The organism is Phocaeicola sp., from assembly GCF_057861905.1.
The window spans coordinates 1-21272 of record NZ_DBMACV010000021.1 but is presented as its reverse complement, the minus strand read 5'-3'; the positions used below and the strand labels follow the sequence as shown (position 1 = coordinate 21272).

The window sequence follows — 21272 nt, the reverse complement described above, 5'->3', positions numbered from 1 at the left end:
TATGAAGAACAAGAAACATGTATGGGTGGCAGGAGCCATGTGTGTGTTGCCGTTCATGGCGATGGCACAGCAGGTTGAGCCACTGACAGACTCTCGCCGCCTGTTTGACGACGGCAAGGAGTTATTTCTTCGTCGTGACTATGCGGCGGCGTGGCAAACGTTGTCTCGCTATGTACAACAGAAACCGCAAGCTTCACTGGCCGATGAGGCCGCTTATATGCTTGCATGTACGTCGTATGAGCTGAAATCTCCCGACTGTATTCAGCAGTTGGAGCGTTATCTGGAGCAATATCCTGATTCGCGTTATACGAACCGGGTACAGTCGCTCATTGCTTCAGCTTATTTCTTTCAGGGAAAATATCCGGAAGCGATTGCTACATTTAAGGCTTGTCTGTTCGACTTGCTTGCTGACGAGGAGCGTGATGCCTGTACTTTGCGTATGGGAACGGCTTACTTGAAAATGGGAAACTTGGACGAGGCTTCTGTATGGCTTAATATTCTGAAAGAAGTCAGTAGCGAATATCGCATAGATGCTGTTTATTATCTTGCATATATCGACTATGTACAGAAACAGTACAATAAGGCTTTGCAGGGATTTCGTGAAGCAGGGGCTACTCCAAAGTATGCAGCACTGGCACCTTATTATATTGCCGACATTTATTTGATTGGGGGTAATTATCAGCAAGCACGGCAGATTGCTTCTACTTATCTGGAAGCATATCCTCGTCAGGAGAAGGCGGTAGAGATGAAACGTATTTGCGGCGAGGCATGTTACGGATTGAAACAATATGCTGGCGCTATCAGTTACCTGTCGGCTTATCGTAATGAAACCGAAACCAGTGCAGATCGTAATGCATTGTATAAGCTGGGTATGAGTTATTTTAATACCGGAGTGTATTCGGAAGCTGCTGCTATGCTGGGAGAGGCTACTACACGGCAAGATGCATTGAGCCAGAATGCGTATTTACATATGGGACTCGCTTATTTGCAGTTGAAGGAGAGAAACCGTGCACGTATGGCTTTCGAGCAGGCTTCGGCCATGAACTACGATCGGGGTATTAAGGAACAGGCTTTTTATAATTATGCTCTGTGCATACACGAAACGTCTTATTCTCCTTTTGCCGAGTCGGTCACTGTGTTCGAACGTTTCTTGAATGAGTTTCCTAATTCGGCATATACAGAAAAGGTCAACGACTACTTGATTGAGGTTTATATGAATACACGCAGTTATACGGCTGCACTGAATTCGATAGCTAAGATCAGTCATCCGGGAAATCGTATTTTGGAAGCTAAGCAGAAATTATTGTTCCGTCTGGGAACACAAGCTTTTGCACAGGCTGCTTTTGAAAATGCCATTGACTATTTTTCCCAGTCCCTTCAATTAGGACGCTATAATCAGCAGACTCAGGCAGACGCTTATTATTGGAGAGGTGAATCGAAATATCGTTTGGAGCAATATAATGCTGCGGCATCCGACTATCGTCAATTCTTGGAATTTGCTCCCGACCGGCGTAGTACGGAGTATGGACTGGCTTTGTATAACTTAGGTTATACCGCATTCAAGCAAAAGCAGTATGACAAGGCATTGACTTGGTTTACACGCTGTTCCGAGTCGGGTATCCGTCTGGAAAATGATGTTGTGGCTGATGTCTATAACCGAATGGGTGACTGCAATTTCTATGCACGACGGTTTGATGCGGCCGATGCGCAGTATGCTCAGGCATCCGGTTATTCCATGTCGTTGTCGGACTATTCGCTGTTCCAGCAAAGTATCATTAAGGGCTTACAGCGCGAATATGGAAAGAAGATTGATTTGCTAAACCGTCTGATTGCCGGATTCCCTGAATCTCAATACATAGATGATGCACTCTATGAACAGGGACGTGCTTTTGTACAGATGGAAGATAATGCCAATGCTATTAAACGTTATTCTTTGTTGGTACAGCGCTATCCGGAAAGTCCGCTGTCGCGTCGCGCAGCCAATGAAATCGGTTTGTTGTATTATCAGGATGATAAATATAATGAGGCGATAGCTGCTTATAAGAAAGTAATCTCTACTTATCCAGGTAGTGAAGAAGCTCGTTTGGCCCAGCGTGACTTGAAGTCAATCTACATCGACCTGAACAGAGTAGATGATTATATGGCATTTGCCTCTACTATTCCGGGTGGAGCTAATTTCGATGTGAATGAACGTGATTCATTGACCTATGTGGCTGCCGAACGTGTATACATGCGTGGCAATATTGCTGAGGCCAAGGCCAGTTTTGTTCGTTACCTGCAATCGTTCCCGCAGGGAGCATTCAGCGTAAATTCACATTATTATTTAGGATTGATAGATTATAATGAGAAAAATTATACAGGTGCAGCTTCGCATTTGGATAAAGTGGTTGCATATCCTGACAATAAATTCTCGGGCGAAGCAATGGCTATATGTGCCGATATGGCTTACAAAGGAAAAGAGTATGAAAAGGCTTTAGGACTTTATAAGCGTATGGCAGACCGGGCTGTTTCGCAGGAAGAACGTGTACAGGCTCGTACGGGGGCAATGCGCAGTGCCTGGATGATAAAGGATTATCAGGAAATTGTGGCTATGGCTTCGGGCTTGATTGCTGAAAGTAAGCTGACTCCGGAACTGAAAAATGAAGCTTATTATTATCGGGCAAAGGCTTTGCTTGCCGAGGGACAGTCGAAAGAAGCGATGAGTGACCTGAGCTTCTTGTCGAAGGATACTCGTAATGTCTATGGAGCGGAGGCTAAATATTTGCTTGCACAGCTATATTTCAATGCCGGACAGACTGATAAGGCTGAAAAGGAAGTACTCGATTATATTGAAGTCAGTACGCCGCATGCTTATTGGCTGGCAAGAAGTTTCGTGTTGTTGTCGGACGTATACATGAAACTTGGACGTGACTTGGATGCCAGACAATACCTGCTGTCGTTACAGCAGAACTATCAGGCAGACGATGACATTGCTGGCATGATAGAAACTCGATTGGCTAAACTAAATAAGGGAAGTAAACAATGAAACATATATCTGCTATTATAATGGGAGTTGCACTGCTGCCTGTAGTAAAAGGTTATGCACAGGAGCAGGCAAAAGATTCTACATTAAACCGTACCGTAGTGGTGGAGAATCAATATAATCCCGAAGTGATGGATGCCTTTAAGGTAAATGTGTTGCCAAAAGTGGAGGAGCCTGCTGTGGCAAAACAGCATATTGACTATGCAACTTCGGTGCGTCCGCTCACAACATGGAATTTTTCGCCGATGGCTCCGATTACCAGTGAACAGAAACAGCCGGATGCTCCTCGAGGATATATCAGAGGAGCTTATGGTAGCCGGAACAATGCCGACCTGAAAGCATCGTATTTGTGGGGTATTTCCCGTCGTGACCGTTTGCAGTTCATGGGTTCCTTATATGGTATGTATGGTAGTATTTCTTCTTTACTACCCGAGGAGGGGGATTGGAAATCTCGCTTTTACCGTACGGATGTAGCACTGGATTACAAACATGATTTCCAGAAGGTTTCACTTACATTGGGAGGGGCTTTTACTTCACAGGTATTCAACTATATGCCGGGGAAAGCAAAAGAAATTCAGAATATGTATGAAACTACCCGACAGCATTATACATTAGGCGAAGGATATGTAGGGGTGGCTTCTGTAGAAGATCAGCTTCCTGTAGAGTTTTCTATACAGACAGGCTTGCGTAGCTTTAGCCGTAAGTATGATATTCCTTACATGCGACATGGATCGGAAAATATATTCCATACGGTTGGATTTATTGCCGGAGCTTTGAACGAGGAGCAGCGGGTAGGTATAGCATTGGGTATGGATAATTTGATTCACGATGTGGAACAAACTGACTATACATTGCTGAAGCTGAATCCTTATTATACGTTGGAAAATGATGATGTACGCTTGCGCGTGGGAGCGCATGTCGATTGGCAGTCGGCTAATGGCAGTGGCATAAAGGCTGCTCCGGATGTAAAGGTTGATTATACTTTTTCTGATACATATGTGGTTTATTTGCATGCTACAGGAGGTACTCAGTTGAACGATTTTCGTCAACTGAATGAGATTTCTCCTTATTGGGGACAAATTAGCCAGATGCGCACATCGTATACTCCGGCTGATATTCAGGCGGGATTCAAGGCTTCTCCAATACCGGGACTTGGCTTCCAACTGTTTGGAGGGTATCGTGTTACAAAGGATGAAATCTTTCTGATTCCAGGAGCTCTGGAGGAACATTTTCCGTATTGCTATTCTCTGTTGTTGCAGGAAAAGGCAAAGGTTGGCTATGGAGGTGCGAAAGTGGCTTATGGCTATAAGGATATTTTCGACTTTTCAGTCAACGGAACTTATTATGGCTGGAATGTAAAAGATGAGGCGGAGGCGCTTCTCTATCTGAAGCCTCAGTTTGTACTGGAAGCTTCGGCACGTGCGAAAGTGTATAATGAATTTTGGATCTCGGCAGATTATCGTTATGAGGGCCGTGTCAAAGTAAGTAATTTGGAGAGAGCTGATGCAATGAATAATCTGTCACTTTCGGCAGGTTATGAATTTTTCAATTGTCTGAATGTTTTTGCCCGTTTCGATAATGTATTGAATCGCGATTATATTACTCAGTCAGGTTATCTTTCTCAAGGATTTAATGCTTTGGCTGGTATAAGTTTCCGGTTCTGATAACAGTATACTCAGAGCAAAGCCTGTAGCGGACCTATTTCCGTTACAGGCTTTTTTTATGATAGGCTGTAAAAATTGTTTGGAGTAAAATGTATTCTCCTTTTCGTATTTAATGGGCCTCATGATCTAAAAAAGGAAGAATTTTAGAAAAACACACCTTATTATATGGTGTACTTCAGGTTTTTTCATACATTTGTCCCAAAATCACTAAATGGATTACAGAAGTTATGCAAAATAATCTGGTAATAGTTGAGTCCCCTGCTAAGGCAAAAACCATTGAAAAGTTCTTGGGAGAGGGATATAAAGTACTTTCAAGTTACGGACATATTCGCGATTTGAAACAGAAGGCGTTCAGCATCGATATAAAGAACCACTTCGCTCCGATATACGAAGTGCCGGAAGATAAAAAGAAACTGGTTACGGAATTGAAGAAGGAAGCGAAGAAAGCCGATATGGTATGGCTCGCATCCGATGAGGACCGTGAGGGAGAAGCTATATCATGGCATTTGTTTGAGGTGCTGGAACTGGATCCGGCAAAGACAAAGCGTATCGTGTTCCATGAAATTACCAAGACTGCTATTCTGAAAGCCATTGAGCATCCGCGTGACATTAATGTTGATTTGGTTAATGCACAACAGGCTCGTCGTGTCCTTGACCGTATTGTAGGTTTTGAACTCTCCCCGGTATTGTGGAAGAAAATCAAGCCTTCTTTGTCGGCTGGACGTGTACAGTCGGTCGCTGTACGTCTGATTGTGGAACGTGAGCGTGATGTACATGCGTTTGTAAGTGAAGCTTCTTATAAAGTTACCGCTATTTTTACCGATGACAAGGGAGCTGAAATTAAGGCTGATTTAGGAAAGCGTTTTAAAACTAAGGAAGAAGCAAAGGTATTTTTGGAGAGTTGTAAAAATGCCGGATTTAAAATAGAAGATATTACTACTCGTCCGATAAAGAAATCGCCTGCTGCTCCGTTTACCACTTCTACCTTGCAGCAAGAGGCTGCACGTAAGTTGGGCTATACGGTAGCACAAACTATGATGTTGGCACAGCGGTTGTACGAAAACGGACAGATTACTTATATGCGTACTGACTCTGTGAATTTATCGGATCTGGCTTTAAGCACGAGCCGTGATACAATTCTTTCACTGATGGGGGAAAAGTATGTACATACACGCCATTTTACGACTAAAACCAAGGGGGCGCAGGAAGCTCACGAGGCTATTCGTCCTACGTATATGTCGAACGAAACAATAGAAGGAACTTCTCAGGAAAAGCGTTTGTATGATTTGATATGGAAACGTACATTGGCTTCACAGATGGCTGATGCTGAACTTGAAAAGACGACTGCCACCATTGCGATAAGCGGACATGAAGATAAGTTTATAGCCGTGGGAGAAGTTGTGACTTTCGACGGTTTCTTGCGTGTATATAAGGAGTCGTTCGATGAAGATATGGAACAGGAGGATGAAAGTCGTCTGCTTCCGGCTTTGGAGGTAGGACAGTCACTCGATTGCAAGGAGATTATCGCCATGGAACGTTTTACACAGGCTCCTCCGCGCTATACGGAAGCCAGTTTGGTGCGTAAGTTGGAGGAACTTGGTATCGGTCGTCCTTCTACCTATGCTCCTACTATTTCTACTATTCAGCAGCGAGGTTATGTTGAGAAGGGTAATCGTGAAGGAGTGGAACGCAGCTATGAAATTTTGCGGCTGAAGGATGATAAAATTACAGAAAGTACCAAGACTGAAATAACGGGAAGCGAAAAGGCTAAGCTGATTCCTACGGATGTGGGTATTGTAGTCAATGACTTCCTGAAAGAATATTTCCCGCAAATTATGGATTATAATTTCACGGCAAGCGTGGAAAAGGAATTCGATGAGATTGCGGAAGGAGATAAGAAATGGACGGATGTGATGGAACATTTCTATGATGGTTTCCACCCGTTGGTAGAAGATACAATGGCTGCCAAGTCGGAACATAAGGTGGGTGAACGTATGCTGGGGGTAGACCCGGTAAGCGGAAAACCTGTTTCGGTGAAAATCGGACGTTATGGACCGGTTGTTCAGATTGGTACTGCCGATGATGAGGAGAAGCCTCGTTTTGCTCAGTTGAAGAAAGAATATTCACTGGAAACTATAACATTGGAGGAAGCTCTCGATTTGTTTAAACTTCCTCGTACACTGGGTGAGTTGGAAGGAGCTGTTGTTACCGTTGGTACAGGACGCTTCGGACCGTATATACGTTATAATAATACATTCGTTTCCATTCCTAAGAATATGGATCCGATGGCTGTTACACTGGATGATGCAGAGAAGTTGATTCGTGAGAAACAGGATGCAGCTGCCAAGAAAGTTATCAAGACTTTTGATGCCGATCCGGATATGCAGATTTTGAATGGACGTTATGGACCGTATATCGCATATCAGAAAAAGAATTATAAGATTCCTGAGAATGTAGAGGCGGCCGATTTGACACTGGATGCTTGTTTCAAGGTAATTGAATTGCAGAAGGAAAAAGCTGAGGTTCGCAAGGTGCGTGGCGGTGTAAAAAAGAAATAATGAAGAGAATCTTTTTGATTGGTTATATGGGATCGGGTAAGACGACATTGGGAAAAGCGTTTGCCCGGGCCATGCAACTCCAGTTTATTGATCTGGACTGGTATATCGAGGAACGTTTTCATAAGACAGTGCAGGACTTGTTTGCCGAGCGGGGGGAAAGTGGTTTCCGTGAGGTGGAAAGGAATATGCTGCATGAAGCTGGAGAGTTTGAAAATGTTGTGATTGCAGCCGGAGGGGGTACACCGTGCTTTTTCGATAATATGGATTATATGAATCGTGCAGGTGATACTGTCTTTCTGGATGTTTGTCCTGAAGTATTATTCCGCCGTCTGAAAATAGCTAAGGCAAAGCGGCCGTTGTTGGCTGATAAAACAGATGGAGAATTGATGGATGTCATAAATACAGCTTTGCAGAAACGTATGTGCTTCTATAAACAAGCTAAATATAAGTTTAATGCTGAACGGCTGGAAAGCCATGAACAAATTGGCGAATCAGTAGCGCAACTGAAATTATTATTAGATAAATAGATTATAAACGTAGACTTTATGTTGTGAAATGAGAAAATGGCGTATTGAAGATTCTGAAGAACTCTACAACATTACTGGGTGGGGTGTTTCATACTTTGGTATTAATGACAAAGGTCATGTAGTAGTAACTCCGCGTAAAGACGGTGTGGCCGTCGACTTAAAAGAATTGGTCGACGAACTTCAGTTAAGGGATGTCACAGCTCCGATGCTTGTCCGATTCCCTGATATTCTGGATAACCGTATCGAAAAGATATCCAACTGTTTCACTATTGCTGCTGAGGAATATGGATATCAAGCTCAAAATTTTATTATTTATCCTATTAAGGTGAATCAGATGCGACCGGTTGTCGAAGAAATTATCAGTCATGGTAAGAAGTTTAATCTGGGACTGGAGGCTGGTTCGAAGCCCGAATTGCATGCTGTTATTGCCATTAATACGGATTCTGATTCGCTGATCATTTGTAACGGATATAAGGATGAAAGTTATATCGAACTGGCTTTGTTGGCGCAAAAAATGGGTAAGCGTATTTTCCTGGTAGTGGAAAAGCTGAATGAACTCCGTCTGATTGCCAAGATAGCCAAGCAGTTGAATGTACGACCTAATATAGGAATTCGCATTAAACTGGCTTCTTCTGGAAGTGGAAAATGGGAAGAAAGTGGGGGTGATGCAAGTAAGTTCGGGTTGACATCCAGCGAGTTGCTCGAAGCGCTTGACTTTATCGAAAAGAAAGATTTGAAAGATTGCCTTAAGTTGATTCATTTCCATATTGGAAGTCAGGTAACCAAGATTCGCCGTATCAAGACGGCCTTGCGTGAGGCTTCTCAGTTTTATGTGCAGTTGCACCAGCTCGGCTTTCCGGTGGAGTTTGTCGATATAGGTGGCGGACTGGGTGTTGATTATGACGGAACACGTTCTTCATATAGTGAAAGTAGCGTAAACTATTCCATTCAAGAATATGTAAACGACTCAATTTCTATTATGGTGGATGCCAGCAATAAGAACAATATTCCACATCCGAATATTATAACTGAAAGTGGACGCTCATTGACGGCACACCATTCTGTCTTGATTTTTGAGGTACTCGAAACGGCTTCTTTACCAGAAATGGATGAAGACTTTGAGGTTAGTCCTAACGATCATGAACTGGTTCAGGAATTATATCAGATATGGGATAACTTGAACCAGAGTAGGATGCTGGAAGCATGGCATGATGCACAGCAGATTCGTGAGGAAACGCTGGATTTGTTCAGCCATGGTATTGTTGATTTGAAGACGCGTGCACAGATTGAGCGTTTATATTGGTCGGTTTGTCGTGAAATCAATCATATTGTATCCGGCTTGAAACACGCTCCTGATGAATTCCGTAATGTGGATAAACTGTTGGCAGATAAATATTTCTGTAACTTCTCTCTGTTCCAGTCTTTACCGGATTCGTGGGCGATAGACCAGATTTTCCCGATTATGCCTATCCAGCGTCTGGATGAACGTCCGGATCGTACGGCTACCTTACAAGATATTACGTGTGATTCAGATGGCAAGATTGCCAATTTCGTGTCTACGCGTAATGTATCGCATGATTTGCCGGTACATTCCATTAAGGCGAAAGAGTCTTATTATATAGGTGTATTCCTTGTAGGAGCTTATCAAGAAATCTTGGGTGATATGCATAACCTGTTTGGTGATACGAATGCTGTGCATGTGACTGTCAATGAAAAAGGCTATACGATAGACCAGGTTATTGATGGTGAAACTGTGGCAGAAGTGCTGGACTATGTACAGTATAATCCTAAAAAACTGGTTCGTACGCTCGAAACATGGGTTACCAAATCTGTAAAAGAGGGTAAAATTTCGTTGGAAGAAGGAAAAGAATTTTTGGCCAACTATCGTTCTGGGTTGTACGGATATACATATTTGGAATAATAATACAAAATAAGTATACGATGAAAGAGAAACTGACTATTGTAAAAGTAGGTGGAAAAATAGTAGAGGAAGCTGCTACTTTGAATCAGTTGCTTTCCGATTTTTCGGCCATTCCCGGTTATAAGTTGCTGGTGCACGGTGGTGGACGTTCGGCTACCAGAATCGCGGCGCAGTTGGGTATCGAAAGTAAAATGGTAGATGGACGCCGAATTACTGATGCCGAAACATTGAAAGTTGTTACGATGGTTTATGGAGGACTGGTAAACAAGAATATTGTAGCCGGACTCCAGGCGAAAGGCGTAAATGCAGTCGGACTGACAGGCGCAGACATGGATGTGATTCGTTCGGTAAAGCGTCCTGTTAAAGAGGTAGATTATGGTTTTGTCGGAGATGTAAAACATGTCAATGCTGAGGTGCTTGTATCTCTGATTAGCCGGGGAGTAGTGCCTGTTATGGCTCCGCTTACTCATGATGGCGAAGGTAATATGCTCAATACCAATGCTGATACGATAGCGGGTGAAACAGCAAAGGCACTGGCTGAAGCATTTGATGTTACTTTGATTTATTGCTTCGAGAAGAAGGGTGTTTTGCGTGATGCCGAAGACGATGATAGTGTCATTCCGGTTATAACTCCTGAGCTGTTTAAAAAATATGTGTCAGAAGGGGTGATACAAGGAGGCATGATTCCTAAACTTGAGAACTCTTTTTCGGCGGTTGAGGCCGGAGTTTCCCAGGTCGTAATAACCTTAGCATCAGCCATTGACGGTAAGTCGGGTACAGTAATAAAAAAATAATTCAAAAAAATAGGCGGGTGGGTGTAACTTTTGTGTAACTCACCCGTCATTATTATAGAAAGCAATGCGAGAAATTAGTTTCCGAAATGATATATTGCCGCTGAAAGACAAACTTTACAGGCTGGCACTCCGGATCACTTTCGATAGTGCCGAAGCAGAGGATATCGTGCAGGATACTATGATTAAGGTGTGGAACAAGCGAGATGAATGGTCGCAGTTCGATTCGATTGAAGCATATTGCTTGACTGTCGCAAGAAATCTTGCAATCGACCGCAGCCAGAAACTGGAAGCTCAGAATATGGAGTTGACTCCAGAAACGCAGGAAATGCCTGATGCATTGACGCCCGATAGAAAATATGAACAGGACGAGCAAATCAAGCTGGTACATCGTTTGATAAACGAGCTTCCAGAGAAACAACGGACTATCGTACAACTTCGGGATGTAGAAGGGAAAAGTTATAAGGAAATTGCTGATGTCTTGCAATTAACAGAAGAACAGGTAAAGGTAAATTTGTTTAGAGCAAGGCAGCGGATTAAATTAAAATATAGCGAGATAGACAACTATGGACTATAAGTACATTGAACAACTTTTAGAGAAGTACTGGAATTGCGAAACTTCCATAGAAGAAGAGCAGATTCTTCGTTCTTTCTTCCATCAGAAAGAAGTTCCGGCACATTTACTTCGTTATAAGCCTTTGTTTGCTTATCAGGAAGCTGAAAAGGAAGTAAAGTTGGGTGATGACTTTGATTCACGTATTCTGGCTGAAATTGAAAGACCGGTAGTGAAGGCTAAACGCCTTACTTTACGTACACGTTTTATGCCTTTGTTCAAGGCAGCTGCGGTAATGGCTCTTTTATTTACAGTGGGCGGAGTGGTGAAACATTCCATGGATGGAACCAAAGGTGGTATCGTGTATGTTTACGATCAGTTTGAAAATAACACACACGATCCGCAGGTAGCTTATAAGGCTGATTCGGTAAAGGCTCCGATGAAAGTTTCAGAGCAGCCTGATTTGGAAAAACAGTAAATTGACATTTTCATTTGCTTTTATATAAATAGTTAGTGCTTATTTAAGAAAAATCATTGATGAGGCTGTGAAGTTTCAATTCTCTCACATTAAAATTTACTAACTCAATAAAAAAGGATTACCGCGTGAGCAGTAATCCTTTTCTTGTGTACCCACTAATAGTATGAAATGAACGACGATGTCCTTATTCTATGATTTCACCATTTTCTGTAAAAAGTACATTGGCTTCTGAACCTTCGGCATCAACAAGTGTTACCAGATAAGTTTTCACTCCATCTTCATCTTGTTGATAAGCTGCACTTTTAACTGTATATTCACTGAGATTTTTCGCCAGAGTTTCTTGTATAGCCTGTGGTAAATCTTTGACTTCAATCGGAGTATAATCAGTTGCACTTAGTTCGATGCTGACTGCGTTTGCTGTTTCTGTTGCTGCAAATGAAACGGATGTTCCTAAACTTGCTATTAATGCTATTGCTACAAAAATCTTTTTCATAATCGTTATTTTTTATAGTTAGACAATTGTTTCTGTAAATGTAAAGACAAGTAGCGTGCCAAAAGGCAAAGTTTTTCTTAAATAATTGATTTTATGGGCTTTGCTATATGATTAATTTTTATGGTACCGAAACGTATTGAGGAATTGTTCCTCGAATATGTAGAGCTTGAAATGTGAAAGCCACGAAAAATCTACAGAGAAAAGGTTAAGAAGCTATTGAAAAGATATATACCAGGCGACAGTAGAAAGCTAAAAGCAGTATGACGATAGAGGATATATGAGGTTTTTTCCGTAAGTTTGCTGTATGATAAGTAAGAAACAAACTATTCCCGATAAAGATTTTGGGCAGATTCATTTTATGGTCCGCCGCTCAGCTCGTAATATAACAATGAGGGTAAAGGAGAATGGATTACATGTAACGACTCCTCCTTATCGGAGTATAACAGCCTTACTTAATGCTATTGCTCCTTTTCGCGAGAAATTGCTTCATGCATGTGCAGAGATAAAGCCTCGACCTTTTGATTTAAGTTTTTCTATTGAAGCAGAATGTTTCCGATTGAGATTAGAGGCTTCTCCTTTAAAGAATTTTACGGTAAAGCTAAAGGACGAAACGGTCGTCATAGCTTGTCCCGTTACTGCTGATTTTACGACTGACAGGGTTCAGGCTTTAGTGAAGAATGCAGTGATGCGTGCAATGAGAAAGAAAGCGCAAGATTATCTTCCTCCGTTAGTACAATATTGGTCCCGTCAGTTTGAACTACCTTATCATAAAGTAAGTATTTCGAAAGCTCGTTCTTGCTGGGGAAGTTGCTCTTCGAAAAAAGATATCAGTCTGTCGTTTTACCTGATGCTTTTGCCTGTACACTTAATGGATTATGTTATTTTGCATGAGCTGGCACATACTCGTGAGATGAATCATGGTCCGAGATTTTGGGAATTATTAAATCAGATGACAGATGGCAAGGCTTTAGCACTACGTAAGGAATTACATGCATATCGTCCTGTTTTTTAGCAAGTGATTTTAAAATGATATGAAAAATCCTCTTATGGTTTGTATAAGAGGATTTTATTATTACATAAGCAGCTGGGTATAGTAGCTCTTGACATCTTTCCATCTATAATACGGAAATATATTTGTGTTCAGAGGAATTTTTGCTTCTTGTTCATTGAGAAGAAATTTTACAAGGATATCTTCATTGTTATTGTTTCTTTTGTAAAAAACAATTTGAATGTTTCCTGCCATTGGTACTACCTTATAATCTGACCAAACCTTATATACATCTTCCGGCCTGTTGACAGATACATCACAATCATTCAGATGCAATATAGCTGCAAGCGGAATGACATTACCGTCATGTCCGAAACGTAAAGTAGAGGCTATAGAGGGATCAGCGATGGCTTCTTCTGCACTATCAAGGATATTTTTTAGAAGAGATTTTGCATTTGCTATTACTATCCCTTTACTGTCTGCATGGTTTGCATTACATACATAAAAACGATAATTAATACATTGCCACAAGTCAAATAATTCATCTTTTTCGAATAAATCATAAAAAGAGACCTTTGTTTCTACATTTTGCATATCGCTGGCTATCCAATATAAACCCCACATCAAGTTATGAGGATTTACATGTTTACGTATAAAATTAGTGTTATTGAATAAACTGTTTATTATACGTTCAGGGTGAGTATGTTCTAATTCGAATTTGCGATATTCTTCTACCCATGGCCCAGTTTTGTCAGAAGTGAACATATTAGATTCATCGGAATGATAATTCAGATAATTCATATATTTAGGACTTGCTTCATACGAAATGATGAGTTTCGGGTTAAGTTCTTTTAGCTTGTCACCAAAAGCTACCATACTCATTGCACAGCGCAATACAATAGTCGATCGGGCCGAAATCTTTTTATTATCAGTGAAAACTTCTGGGTACGAATGATACATTCTTTCGGCGATACCTTGATGCTGACGTACCCCTAATGGTGTGAGATCGCTTCCGTGGCCTTCAACTTCTTTCCATAATAGTTCAAGCCGTTTTAGCGCATCATACCCTAATTCTGTCAGTGCATTTTGTTGCTTGGCTTGTTGAAAAAGGTCAATAACCCACTTATAGTCGTTATCAGCTATTAGGTATCTTGAGCCATGACGTCCATAATGGCTGATATAGAAAGGTTTGTATCCTTGAGGAACTTTAGTTTGCGGTTGCAGGTCGGATATGGGATACGCGTAGTATACTCCTGCTGTTTTATTGATGTTATCAGTCATTTCCTGTTGGGTAGTCTGCCCTAAAGCGGGCAGACCGGTCAGCAGGATTATTGCTGTGATAATATAATTTTGTAATTTCATTGTTAATATCCTTCGTTTTGTTTTAAAGTAGGATTATTTACTAATTCACTTTCTGGTATAGGGAATAAAAGATATTTATCATCGACATCTGTTCCCGTACGTTCACCATTTTTCCAGTCCCAGTTGTTGTTTTTAGTGAATTTACCAAAACGAATTAAATCAGTTCTTCTTACAAGTTCACTGGCAAATTCACGTTGACGTTCTGCAAGGATGAAATCAAGATTAAGCTCCGATTCGTTAATTTTACCAGATACATCCGAACGTATTCCTGCTTGAGCATATTTGTCAGACATATATGCACGTTCACGTATTTCATTTACATAATCCAGTGCTGTACTTCTGGGAGCATTAGCTCCTCTGAGAATTGCTTCTGCTGCCATTAGGTAAGCATCGGCAGTACGAAATAATGGAAAATCAATTGAGGTATATGTATCTCCGGCAGCGCATAGCTGGTCATCTTTGGTTACATTTCTCCATTTAATATAACCATATCCGCAAGTGAAAGTACTTGTCATAGCCATGTTTTCATCCCATGTTTCTTTTACTTGTCCGGGTAGTGCTGTCATGAATTGTGCGCGTTTGTCTTTCTTTTGATTTCCCCAAGTATCTTCTGTGTTGAATATTACATCATCGGCATCAAACGCATCTACTAATGTTGTTTTAGCTCGTACGTTGCCCCATCCTCGTGAACCGACTCCAGTCTGATAAAGTTCATCCATCGGGCCATTAACAAAAGCTTTTACGAAAAAGTTTGTGCCAGTTGAACTCTGTGCATGTTGACCATCTTGTACTAAAGGCCAAATGATTTCACTACATGTTTCATTATCGGCAAGAAATATATGACGGTAGTCTGATGCCAACGGATAATGTCCGTCGTCTATTACTTTTTTTGCATATTCGTAGGCTTTCTGATAATTTTCTTCTCCTGTCCAGACTTCAGCATTCAAATACATACGTGCTTGTAAGAACCAGTCGGCTACTCTGTCAACCCTACCGTATTCATTCTCTCCTGGTGCAGCCAAGTCATTTTCTATTTGTTGTAATTCGGTAAGTGCAAAATTGAAAATCTCTTTTCTACTCCATTGTTGTGGAATATCTTTTACTCCTGTATTTTCATCTATGTAAGGGACAGAGCCAAATAAATCACATAACATTGAATAACAGTAAGCACGTATAAAACGAGCTTCTGCTCGGTAGTGTATATAGTCATCTTTCAGAGCATCCCATACACCTCTCTCTTGCAGTTTGCTTTCAGTGCATTCGCGTAAAATTTCGTTGGTGTAAGCGATAGTCATGTACAGGCGTTGATAAGTCCATGTAACTACAGATGCATTTGCTGCGTCCCATTGGAGGTTTAAGCATTGTCTTAATCCATTTGAAGTCGAAGGCATTAGAAAATTATCTGTATCAAGTTCTTCCAGATAAAATAGTAAACGGATGTATCCAGAATAACCTTCGTTGGCTCCTTCAAGGTCACCGTCACCACCATCACCACCTTGCTGTCCGGTTAGAATTAGTGATGCATAACATTTTGCAAGTACTCCGGTATAACCTTCGGCAGTGCTATATACTTTTTCAGTAACCAATTGACTCTCATCCAAAGGCATGGTATCTAAATCTCCAAAACAGGAAGATAAGATTAGACAGAATAGAACAGATAAGCTATATAATATTTTTCTCATAATAATAATCTTTTAATTTAGAAGGTAAGATTTGCGCTAAGTGAGTAAGTTCTCGGACGTGGATATACTTCACGATCTATTCCACTATATATTTCGGGGTCTAAGCCAGAGTAACCAGTAAAGACTGCTACATTTTGAACTCCGAAAGTAAGTCGTAATGAGCTTGATTTATTCCAAAGTTTATTGAAAGTATAACCTAATGAAATATTGTCTATACGGAAGAATGAAGCATTCTCTAAAAAATAGTCAGAATAAAGTTGTTGGGTTTGGAAGCCGGTGTCTCTTGTTACTTTCAAGATATTCGAATAACTTCCTTGGTCACTGTATACGGATTGTAAATATTGGTCGGCAGCTACATAATTATACATATAATTGCCAAATGAGCCGTGTCCGCTTATGGCGAAATCCCAATTTTTATAACTCAGTTGGGTGTTAAATCCGAGATAGGATGTCGGCAAGGCACTTTTACCTGTTGCATAACGTGTTTCTGTGGAAGAAATGCTTCCGTCCGGTTGTATATATTTACCTTCTATCGGCTTTCCGGCTTCATCATATGCTTGTTTGGCGAGATAGAATGTATATGGACGTTCACCTACCATGAAGACTTGTACTGTTTTCCCTGTATCTGAAATTGAGCCAGTTTGAACAAAGTTATTTTCGGAGTCTACCATATTCAGTTTGGTTATTTTAGAGTCATTCCAAGTATAGTTGAAACCTACGTTCCAGTTCCAGTCTTTGGTACTTATGGGAACAAAATTTATAGAGAATTCGGCTCCTTGATTATCCATTGCCCCGATATTGGTTGTTAAGACTGGTGCATAATTGGTTCCAGCAATAACATTAATTGTATTTAATAGGTCCTTGGTATGTCGTTTATAGTAGTCGATAGAGCCATATATCCGGTTATTGAGAAAGCCAAAATCGATACCTGCATTGTAGGTTGTAGTTGTTTCCCATTTGATATCCGGATCATATCCATTAGGCCGGTAAGTACGATACCAGGTATCTCCGAAAAGATAAGACGATTCAGGATAAGAAACATTGAAGGTAGTCATATAAGGATAATCATTCAAAATATCTTGTTGTCCTGTTTGACCATAACTTAAACGAAGCTTGAAATCTGTCATCACATCTTGTTCCTTAAAGAAATCTTCTTCACTGATTTTCCATCCTAATGCAACGGAAGGAAAATATCCCCAGCGGTTGTCCTTGGCAAAGCGTGATGATGCATCAGCACGTAATGTAGCTGTAATCATATAACGGTTATTGAATGTATAGTTCAAGCGTCCATATAAAGATAGCAGGTAGTATTCTGTTTCATAATGTGTAGGTGAGAAGAGCTCTGCTCCATCAGGAGATAAGGTTGTTGTATTAAACTTTCTCCAAAAATGTTGCCATCCGTAGCCTCCCATAAAGCTGAAACTATGCTTCTCGCCTAAATCAGGGGAGTAGGTACCATAAAAGTCGAGTAGTGTATTCTTTTTCTCTTGTTTACCATCGTATGCCAAACCAGTCCCATCTTTCATGTTAGAAGTATACATCATACCTGCCAGTGCTGGGACGTCCTTGTTTTCTTTACTGGAAAGGATATCGTAGCCCATGTTAAGGGTAAATTGCAAATCTTCAAAGCCATGTACTTGGTAATTGATATTTGCGTTACCGATAGAACGAAGAATAGCTGTGTTGTCTTTCTGTAGTTCAAGTTGTGCTATTGGATTATCTGTCTGGATAGCCATTGGGGAGTTCCCATTCATCCAAATGAAATAGCCTAATCCTGGGTCAGTTGCAGCAGTAGCACTACCTGTTTTTACAGGACGTGTTGGGTCATATCTCAACGCGTTGCTTACAACACTGTCGTCCACTTTATCATTGCTTTCATATGATAATTTTAGATTTAAGTCAATTGTCAAGTGATTATCAAAGAATTTGGGTGATGCACCTCCATTAAATGTTACACGTTGGTAGTCATTGTTTCGGATAACACCTGCTTGGTTTGTGTAGCCAACAGAAGCACGGAAAGGAGTTTTTTCCTTTATTTTTCCTGAGACAGATAAGTTGTGCTCTTGTGAAAAAGCTGTACGGTAAATTTCATCTTGCCAATCGGTGGAAGCTGTTCCAAATGATGGGTTGGCAGGTACACCGGTTACTGTAGGAACAAAACTTTTGAATTCTTCGGCATTGAGTACTTCTAGACGTTTGGCTGTAGCACTCATTGCCAGATTCAATGAATAGTTTATTTGAGGTTTATTACTTGTCCCTTTTTTAGTTGTAATAACTATGACACCATTGGAAGCACGTGATCCATAAATGGCTGTAGCAGAGGCATCTTTTAATATTGTGAATGTTTCGATATCATTGGGGTTTATTGCACCAATAATGTTACCTCCACCTTCTATTGTCGAATTATCTACGGGTACTCCATCGATAACGATAAGCGGATCATTAGAAGCGGAAAGTGAGGCCCCGCTACGGATACGTATTGTTGCGCTGGAACCTGGTGCACCTGATCCGGATACAACATTTACTCCAGACATTTTACCAACTAAGGCATCTTGTGCTGTCGTTTGTAATCCTTTGTTAAATTCATCAGGTTTTATTGCTGTAACAGAACCGGTAGCATCAGATTTCTTTACAGTACCATAGCCGATGACTACTACCTCATCCAATAATTCTGTATCTTCTTGCAAAATGATATTCAGGGGAGTTGAGGATACTGGGATTTCTAATTCTTTATAGCCTATATATCCGATATGGAGAATTGATTTTTTATCAGGAGCCTCTAAAGTAAAATTTCCATCGTAATCAGTTATGGTACCAATTGTCGTTCCTTTTACAACTATATTGGCTCCGATAACAGGTTCGCCATTGCCATCAGTTATGTGGCCTTTTACAATCAAGCCCTGCGCGTGTATATTTACGCAAAGCAATAAGGCAGACAGTAGAGTTCCTATCAGCCTTAACAAATTACTGCGTGTCTTTGCTTTTTTCATAATGCGATGTTTTAAATTTTTGGTACAAAAGTATGGTCTGAATATTTCATTGGTTTTACAATGTGTCTTTTACAACTGTAAAGTAACATGTGCTGAAATGTAATGCACAGGTAAATAGAATGTTAGCGTATCTTCTTAGCGCGTTTTAAGTAACTTTTTTATAAGTTATTTACATTGATTTGAGCTAAATAATATGAGGAAAAGAGTAATGAGAGAGAAGATCTCTTTAATGGATAATCCTTTTGACGAGGAAAAGTAAAGGTTTTAAGCCGATTGCATTTTTTTAAGGTTGACTGGTTTTTCATAATGGTAGTTTTTTAATAGTTGAATCGAATGGTATTATATCCATTGGACACATACAAAATTAGCTGGAACGTTTTTATTCGTTCTGGCTTGAAGAGAAGAGTAAGTATATATGAAAAACGGTCAAGGCTAATGCGTTGATATATAATGTACTATAACCTTTAGTGAAAAGGCCGGAAGTAATATGTGAGTAACTGGTGTTTAGAGCGATTGAACTTGAGAAATAAGATCTCTCTTTTCAGGAATTGCCTTATTTCTCATTTTCATTCTGTAGTTGTATACGGTTTGAAGCGAATAATGCAGAAAACTGGCAATCTTAGCATTATCATGGATACCTAACCGCATTAATGCATAAATACGCAGTTCCGGTGTTAATAATTCACCTTCTTTAGGGCGTATACGTTCTTCCGGACGAAGCAACTGGTTAAAATCTTCTATGAAATTTGGGAAAATGTTAAGAAATATATTATCAAACTTGTGGATGAATTCCTTGAAATCATCAGAACTGCTTTGTTGTTCACTGATAAATTTTGACAGGTCTGCTATGCGTCCATTGCTGGTGATACGATTCAGACCTTTATAGAGCATATTTTGCTTCTTGAGGTGTTCTGAACAAACGTTAAACAAAAGTCCGATGTATTCTTCTTGTATATGCTCTTTTTCTTTTATCTGTTCATTCATTAATCTCAAATTATCAGATAATTCTGTTAAGTGTTGATTTTGTTCCTTTAGTATATTTTTCGTATCTTCCAATTTATCTGTTTTTTTCTTTAATAAGATAAACGCTGTAATTAATAACAGAATAAGAATAGAGAGTACAGATATAAAAATAACAAATTGCGTTTCGTTCTTTTGGACTCTCATTTCATTGGCAGCACTGATAATGGGGAGATAAGCTAAAATATCTGTAAATCGATATCTGGCGTGTCCGAAGTTTATATCTTCCAGTGCACATAATATATAACTGTATGCTCGTTCTATGTCGCCCTGATAAAATAAGAGCATAGCCAGATCTTGTAAAGACATATATACTTTCTTGGCATTTTTAATATCTGTCAGAGAAGATAATATTAAGTAATGTTTAGCTTTAACCGTATCTTTATGTAGAAGATAAAGATTGGCTATTTCATATTCTATGCTGGCTTTATTGGGTTTAAGGCTGTCTGGATTTGTTTCCGTATAAAATTTCTCCAGCAATTGTATCGCTCCTATGGTATCTTTTTCTGATAAGGTTTGTTTATATAAATTAGATATATATCCATACGTGCCGGGTCTATTGGCTTGTATGGCGTCTTTACAATAGGTTAATTGTTTATTGTTGGAAATATTGTTATTATTCTTTGGGTGTATTTCATTTGAAATAGATAGAGGTATAGCTTGTCGTAGATAATGGAAATAGCTATTACTGTAAATCGTTGAATCTGGATGAATTTCATTCAACATTTCGGAGGCTTTGTGATAATTGCCCAGTTTGTATAATGCGTCAGCATTATTCATCAATGCTTCTTTTATACATGCACTATCCAGTTGTTTAGCTACTTGTAGACGTTTTTGGGCAACTTCCTTAGCTTTGTCAACTTTATATGAACGGTAAATGTTAAAAAGCTTGCCTAATAATTCAAATTGGGCTTGTGGATTCTTATCTGATGAATAATCTAATATTTTATTTAGGTTATCTATTTTTTCTTCTATTGCCTGATTATATTGGGTACGTTCCTTTATTACTGAATCCAATTCTTTTAATAGATCTTCATCATCAGTTTGATGTTTTGAACATCCAGACTGAAAAAAACATATAATGCTTATCAGTATAAAGGAAAAAATATTTTTCATCATTCAATAAGACGTGAGTTCGGGATAAGAAAGTATCTTTAAAAGTTGGTAATCACCGAATTATTTTGTATATTTAAGTCTGACAAACAATTAATTACAAATTAACA

The 21272-nt window shown here is 40.0% G+C and carries 14 protein-coding genes; 9 read left to right on the top strand and 5 right to left on the bottom strand.

The window, feature by feature from the left end; all coding sequences use genetic code 11:
• The first annotated feature begins 1 nt into the window (after window position 1).
• The 8 genes from ACZM60_RS06035 (at window position 2) to ACZM60_RS06000 (ending at window position 11514) form a co-directional block, all read left to right on the top strand.
• On the top strand, window positions 2–3025 hold the full coding sequence (locus tag ACZM60_RS06035; RefSeq protein WP_489521044.1) for a tetratricopeptide repeat protein: 3024 nt from the start codon (window positions 2–4) through the stop codon (window positions 3023–3025).
• Window positions 3022–4686: a TonB-dependent receptor gene (locus ACZM60_RS06030; RefSeq protein ID WP_489521043.1), complete on the top strand. Its 1665-nt coding sequence runs from the start codon at window positions 3022–3024 to the stop codon at window positions 4684–4686. Before ACZM60_RS06035 ends, ACZM60_RS06030 begins: the two co-directional genes overlap by 4 nt.
• A gap of 227 nt (window positions 4687–4913) precedes the next feature.
• Window positions 4914–7244 carry a type I DNA topoisomerase gene (gene topA, locus ACZM60_RS06025; RefSeq protein ID WP_489521042.1) on the top strand — a complete coding sequence of 777 codons (2331 nt, stop codon included), beginning with the start codon at window positions 4914–4916 and terminating at the stop codon, window positions 7242–7244.
• Entirely contained in the window at window positions 7244–7771 is a 528-nt protein-coding gene (locus ACZM60_RS06020) for a shikimate kinase (RefSeq protein WP_021971635.1), read from the top strand. Before topA ends, ACZM60_RS06020 begins: the two co-directional genes overlap by 1 nt.
• Before the next feature lie 28 nt (window positions 7772–7799).
• Entirely contained in the window at window positions 7800–9692 is a 1893-nt protein-coding gene (gene speA, locus ACZM60_RS06015; RefSeq protein ID WP_340318738.1) for a biosynthetic arginine decarboxylase, read from the top strand.
• A gap of 20 nt (window positions 9693–9712) precedes the next feature.
• On the top strand, window positions 9713–10486 hold the full coding sequence (gene argB / locus ACZM60_RS06010) for an acetylglutamate kinase (RefSeq protein ID WP_340318739.1): 774 nt from the start codon (window positions 9713–9715) through the stop codon (window positions 10484–10486).
• A gap of 64 nt (window positions 10487–10550) precedes the next feature.
• The gene (locus tag ACZM60_RS06005; protein WP_340318740.1) at window positions 10551–11060 is read left to right on the top strand and encodes an RNA polymerase sigma factor; all 510 of its coding nucleotides are present in this window, start codon (window positions 10551–10553) and stop codon (window positions 11058–11060) included.
• Window positions 11050–11514: a hypothetical protein gene (locus ACZM60_RS06000; RefSeq protein WP_021970899.1), complete on the top strand. Its 465-nt coding sequence runs from the start codon at window positions 11050–11052 to the stop codon at window positions 11512–11514. The genes ACZM60_RS06005 and ACZM60_RS06000 overlap by 11 nt, the downstream gene beginning before the upstream one ends.
• Window positions 11515–11698: 184 nt before the next feature.
• Here ACZM60_RS06000 and ACZM60_RS05995 read toward each other — a convergent pair whose 3' ends face one another.
• Window positions 11699–12007 (bottom strand): hypothetical protein, encoded by a 309-nt coding sequence (locus ACZM60_RS05995; protein ID WP_340318741.1) that lies wholly within the window; start codon window positions 12005–12007, stop codon window positions 11699–11701.
• Window positions 12008–12314: 307 nt separating this feature from the next.
• Between ACZM60_RS05995 and ACZM60_RS05990 the strand changes: the two genes are divergently transcribed.
• Complete coding sequence (locus ACZM60_RS05990) at window positions 12315–13019, top strand: M48 family metallopeptidase (protein ID WP_489521056.1); 705 nt, start codon at window positions 12315–12317, stop codon at window positions 13017–13019.
• A 60-nt stretch (window positions 13020–13079) separates the two neighbouring features.
• On the opposite strand, the gene ACZM60_RS05985 is transcribed toward ACZM60_RS05990, so the two are convergent.
• From ACZM60_RS05985 to ACZM60_RS05970, 4 genes are all read right to left on the bottom strand, one after another.
• Window positions 13080–14357 (bottom strand): histidine phosphatase family protein, encoded by a 1278-nt coding sequence (locus ACZM60_RS05985; RefSeq protein ID WP_489521041.1) that lies wholly within the window; start codon window positions 14355–14357, stop codon window positions 13080–13082.
• A gap of 2 nt (window positions 14358–14359) precedes the next feature.
• Window positions 14360–16039: a RagB/SusD family nutrient uptake outer membrane protein gene (locus tag ACZM60_RS05980; RefSeq protein WP_489521040.1), complete on the bottom strand. Its 1680-nt coding sequence runs from the start codon at window positions 16037–16039 to the stop codon at window positions 14360–14362.
• 17 nt (window positions 16040–16056) lie between these two features.
• Complete coding sequence (locus ACZM60_RS05975) at window positions 16057–19029, bottom strand: SusC/RagA family TonB-linked outer membrane protein (protein ID WP_340318744.1); 2973 nt, start codon at window positions 19027–19029, stop codon at window positions 16057–16059.
• 504 nt (window positions 19030–19533) lie between these two features.
• Window positions 19534–21168, bottom strand: a complete 1635-nt coding sequence (locus ACZM60_RS05970; protein WP_489521039.1) for a DUF6377 domain-containing protein — start codon at window positions 21166–21168, stop codon at window positions 19534–19536.
• Window positions 21169–21272 lie beyond the last annotated feature (104 nt).

Coding starts and splice junctions, on each gene's coding strand:
- topA (WP_489521042.1), top strand. CDS start 4,914: ATGCAAAATAATCTGGTAATAGTTGAGTCCCCTGCTAAGGCAAAAACC.
- ACZM60_RS06035 (WP_489521044.1), top strand. CDS start 2: ATGAAGAACAAGAAACATGTATGGGTGGCAGGAGCCATGTGTGTGTTG.
- ACZM60_RS05970 (WP_489521039.1), bottom strand. CDS start 21,168: ATGATGAAAAATATTTTTTCCTTTATACTGATAAGCATTATATGTTTT.
- ACZM60_RS06005 (WP_340318740.1), top strand. CDS start 10,551: ATGCGAGAAATTAGTTTCCGAAATGATATATTGCCGCTGAAAGACAAA.
- ACZM60_RS06020 (WP_021971635.1), top strand. CDS start 7,244: ATGAAGAGAATCTTTTTGATTGGTTATATGGGATCGGGTAAGACGACA.
- ACZM60_RS05985 (WP_489521041.1), bottom strand. CDS start 14,357: ATGAAATTACAAAATTATATTATCACAGCAATAATCCTGCTGACCGGT.
- ACZM60_RS05995 (WP_340318741.1), bottom strand. CDS start 12,007: ATGAAAAAGATTTTTGTAGCAATAGCATTAATAGCAAGTTTAGGAACA.
- ACZM60_RS06000 (WP_021970899.1), top strand. CDS start 11,050: ATGGACTATAAGTACATTGAACAACTTTTAGAGAAGTACTGGAATTGC.
- ACZM60_RS06030 (WP_489521043.1), top strand. CDS start 3,022: ATGAAACATATATCTGCTATTATAATGGGAGTTGCACTGCTGCCTGTA.
- ACZM60_RS05975 (WP_340318744.1), bottom strand. CDS start 19,029: ATGAAAAAAGCAAAGACACGCAGTAATTTGTTAAGGCTGATAGGAACT.
- speA (WP_340318738.1), top strand. CDS start 7,800: ATGAGAAAATGGCGTATTGAAGATTCTGAAGAACTCTACAACATTACT.
- argB (WP_340318739.1), top strand. CDS start 9,713: ATGAAAGAGAAACTGACTATTGTAAAAGTAGGTGGAAAAATAGTAGAG.
- ACZM60_RS05980 (WP_489521040.1), bottom strand. CDS start 16,039: ATGAGAAAAATATTATATAGCTTATCTGTTCTATTCTGTCTAATCTTA.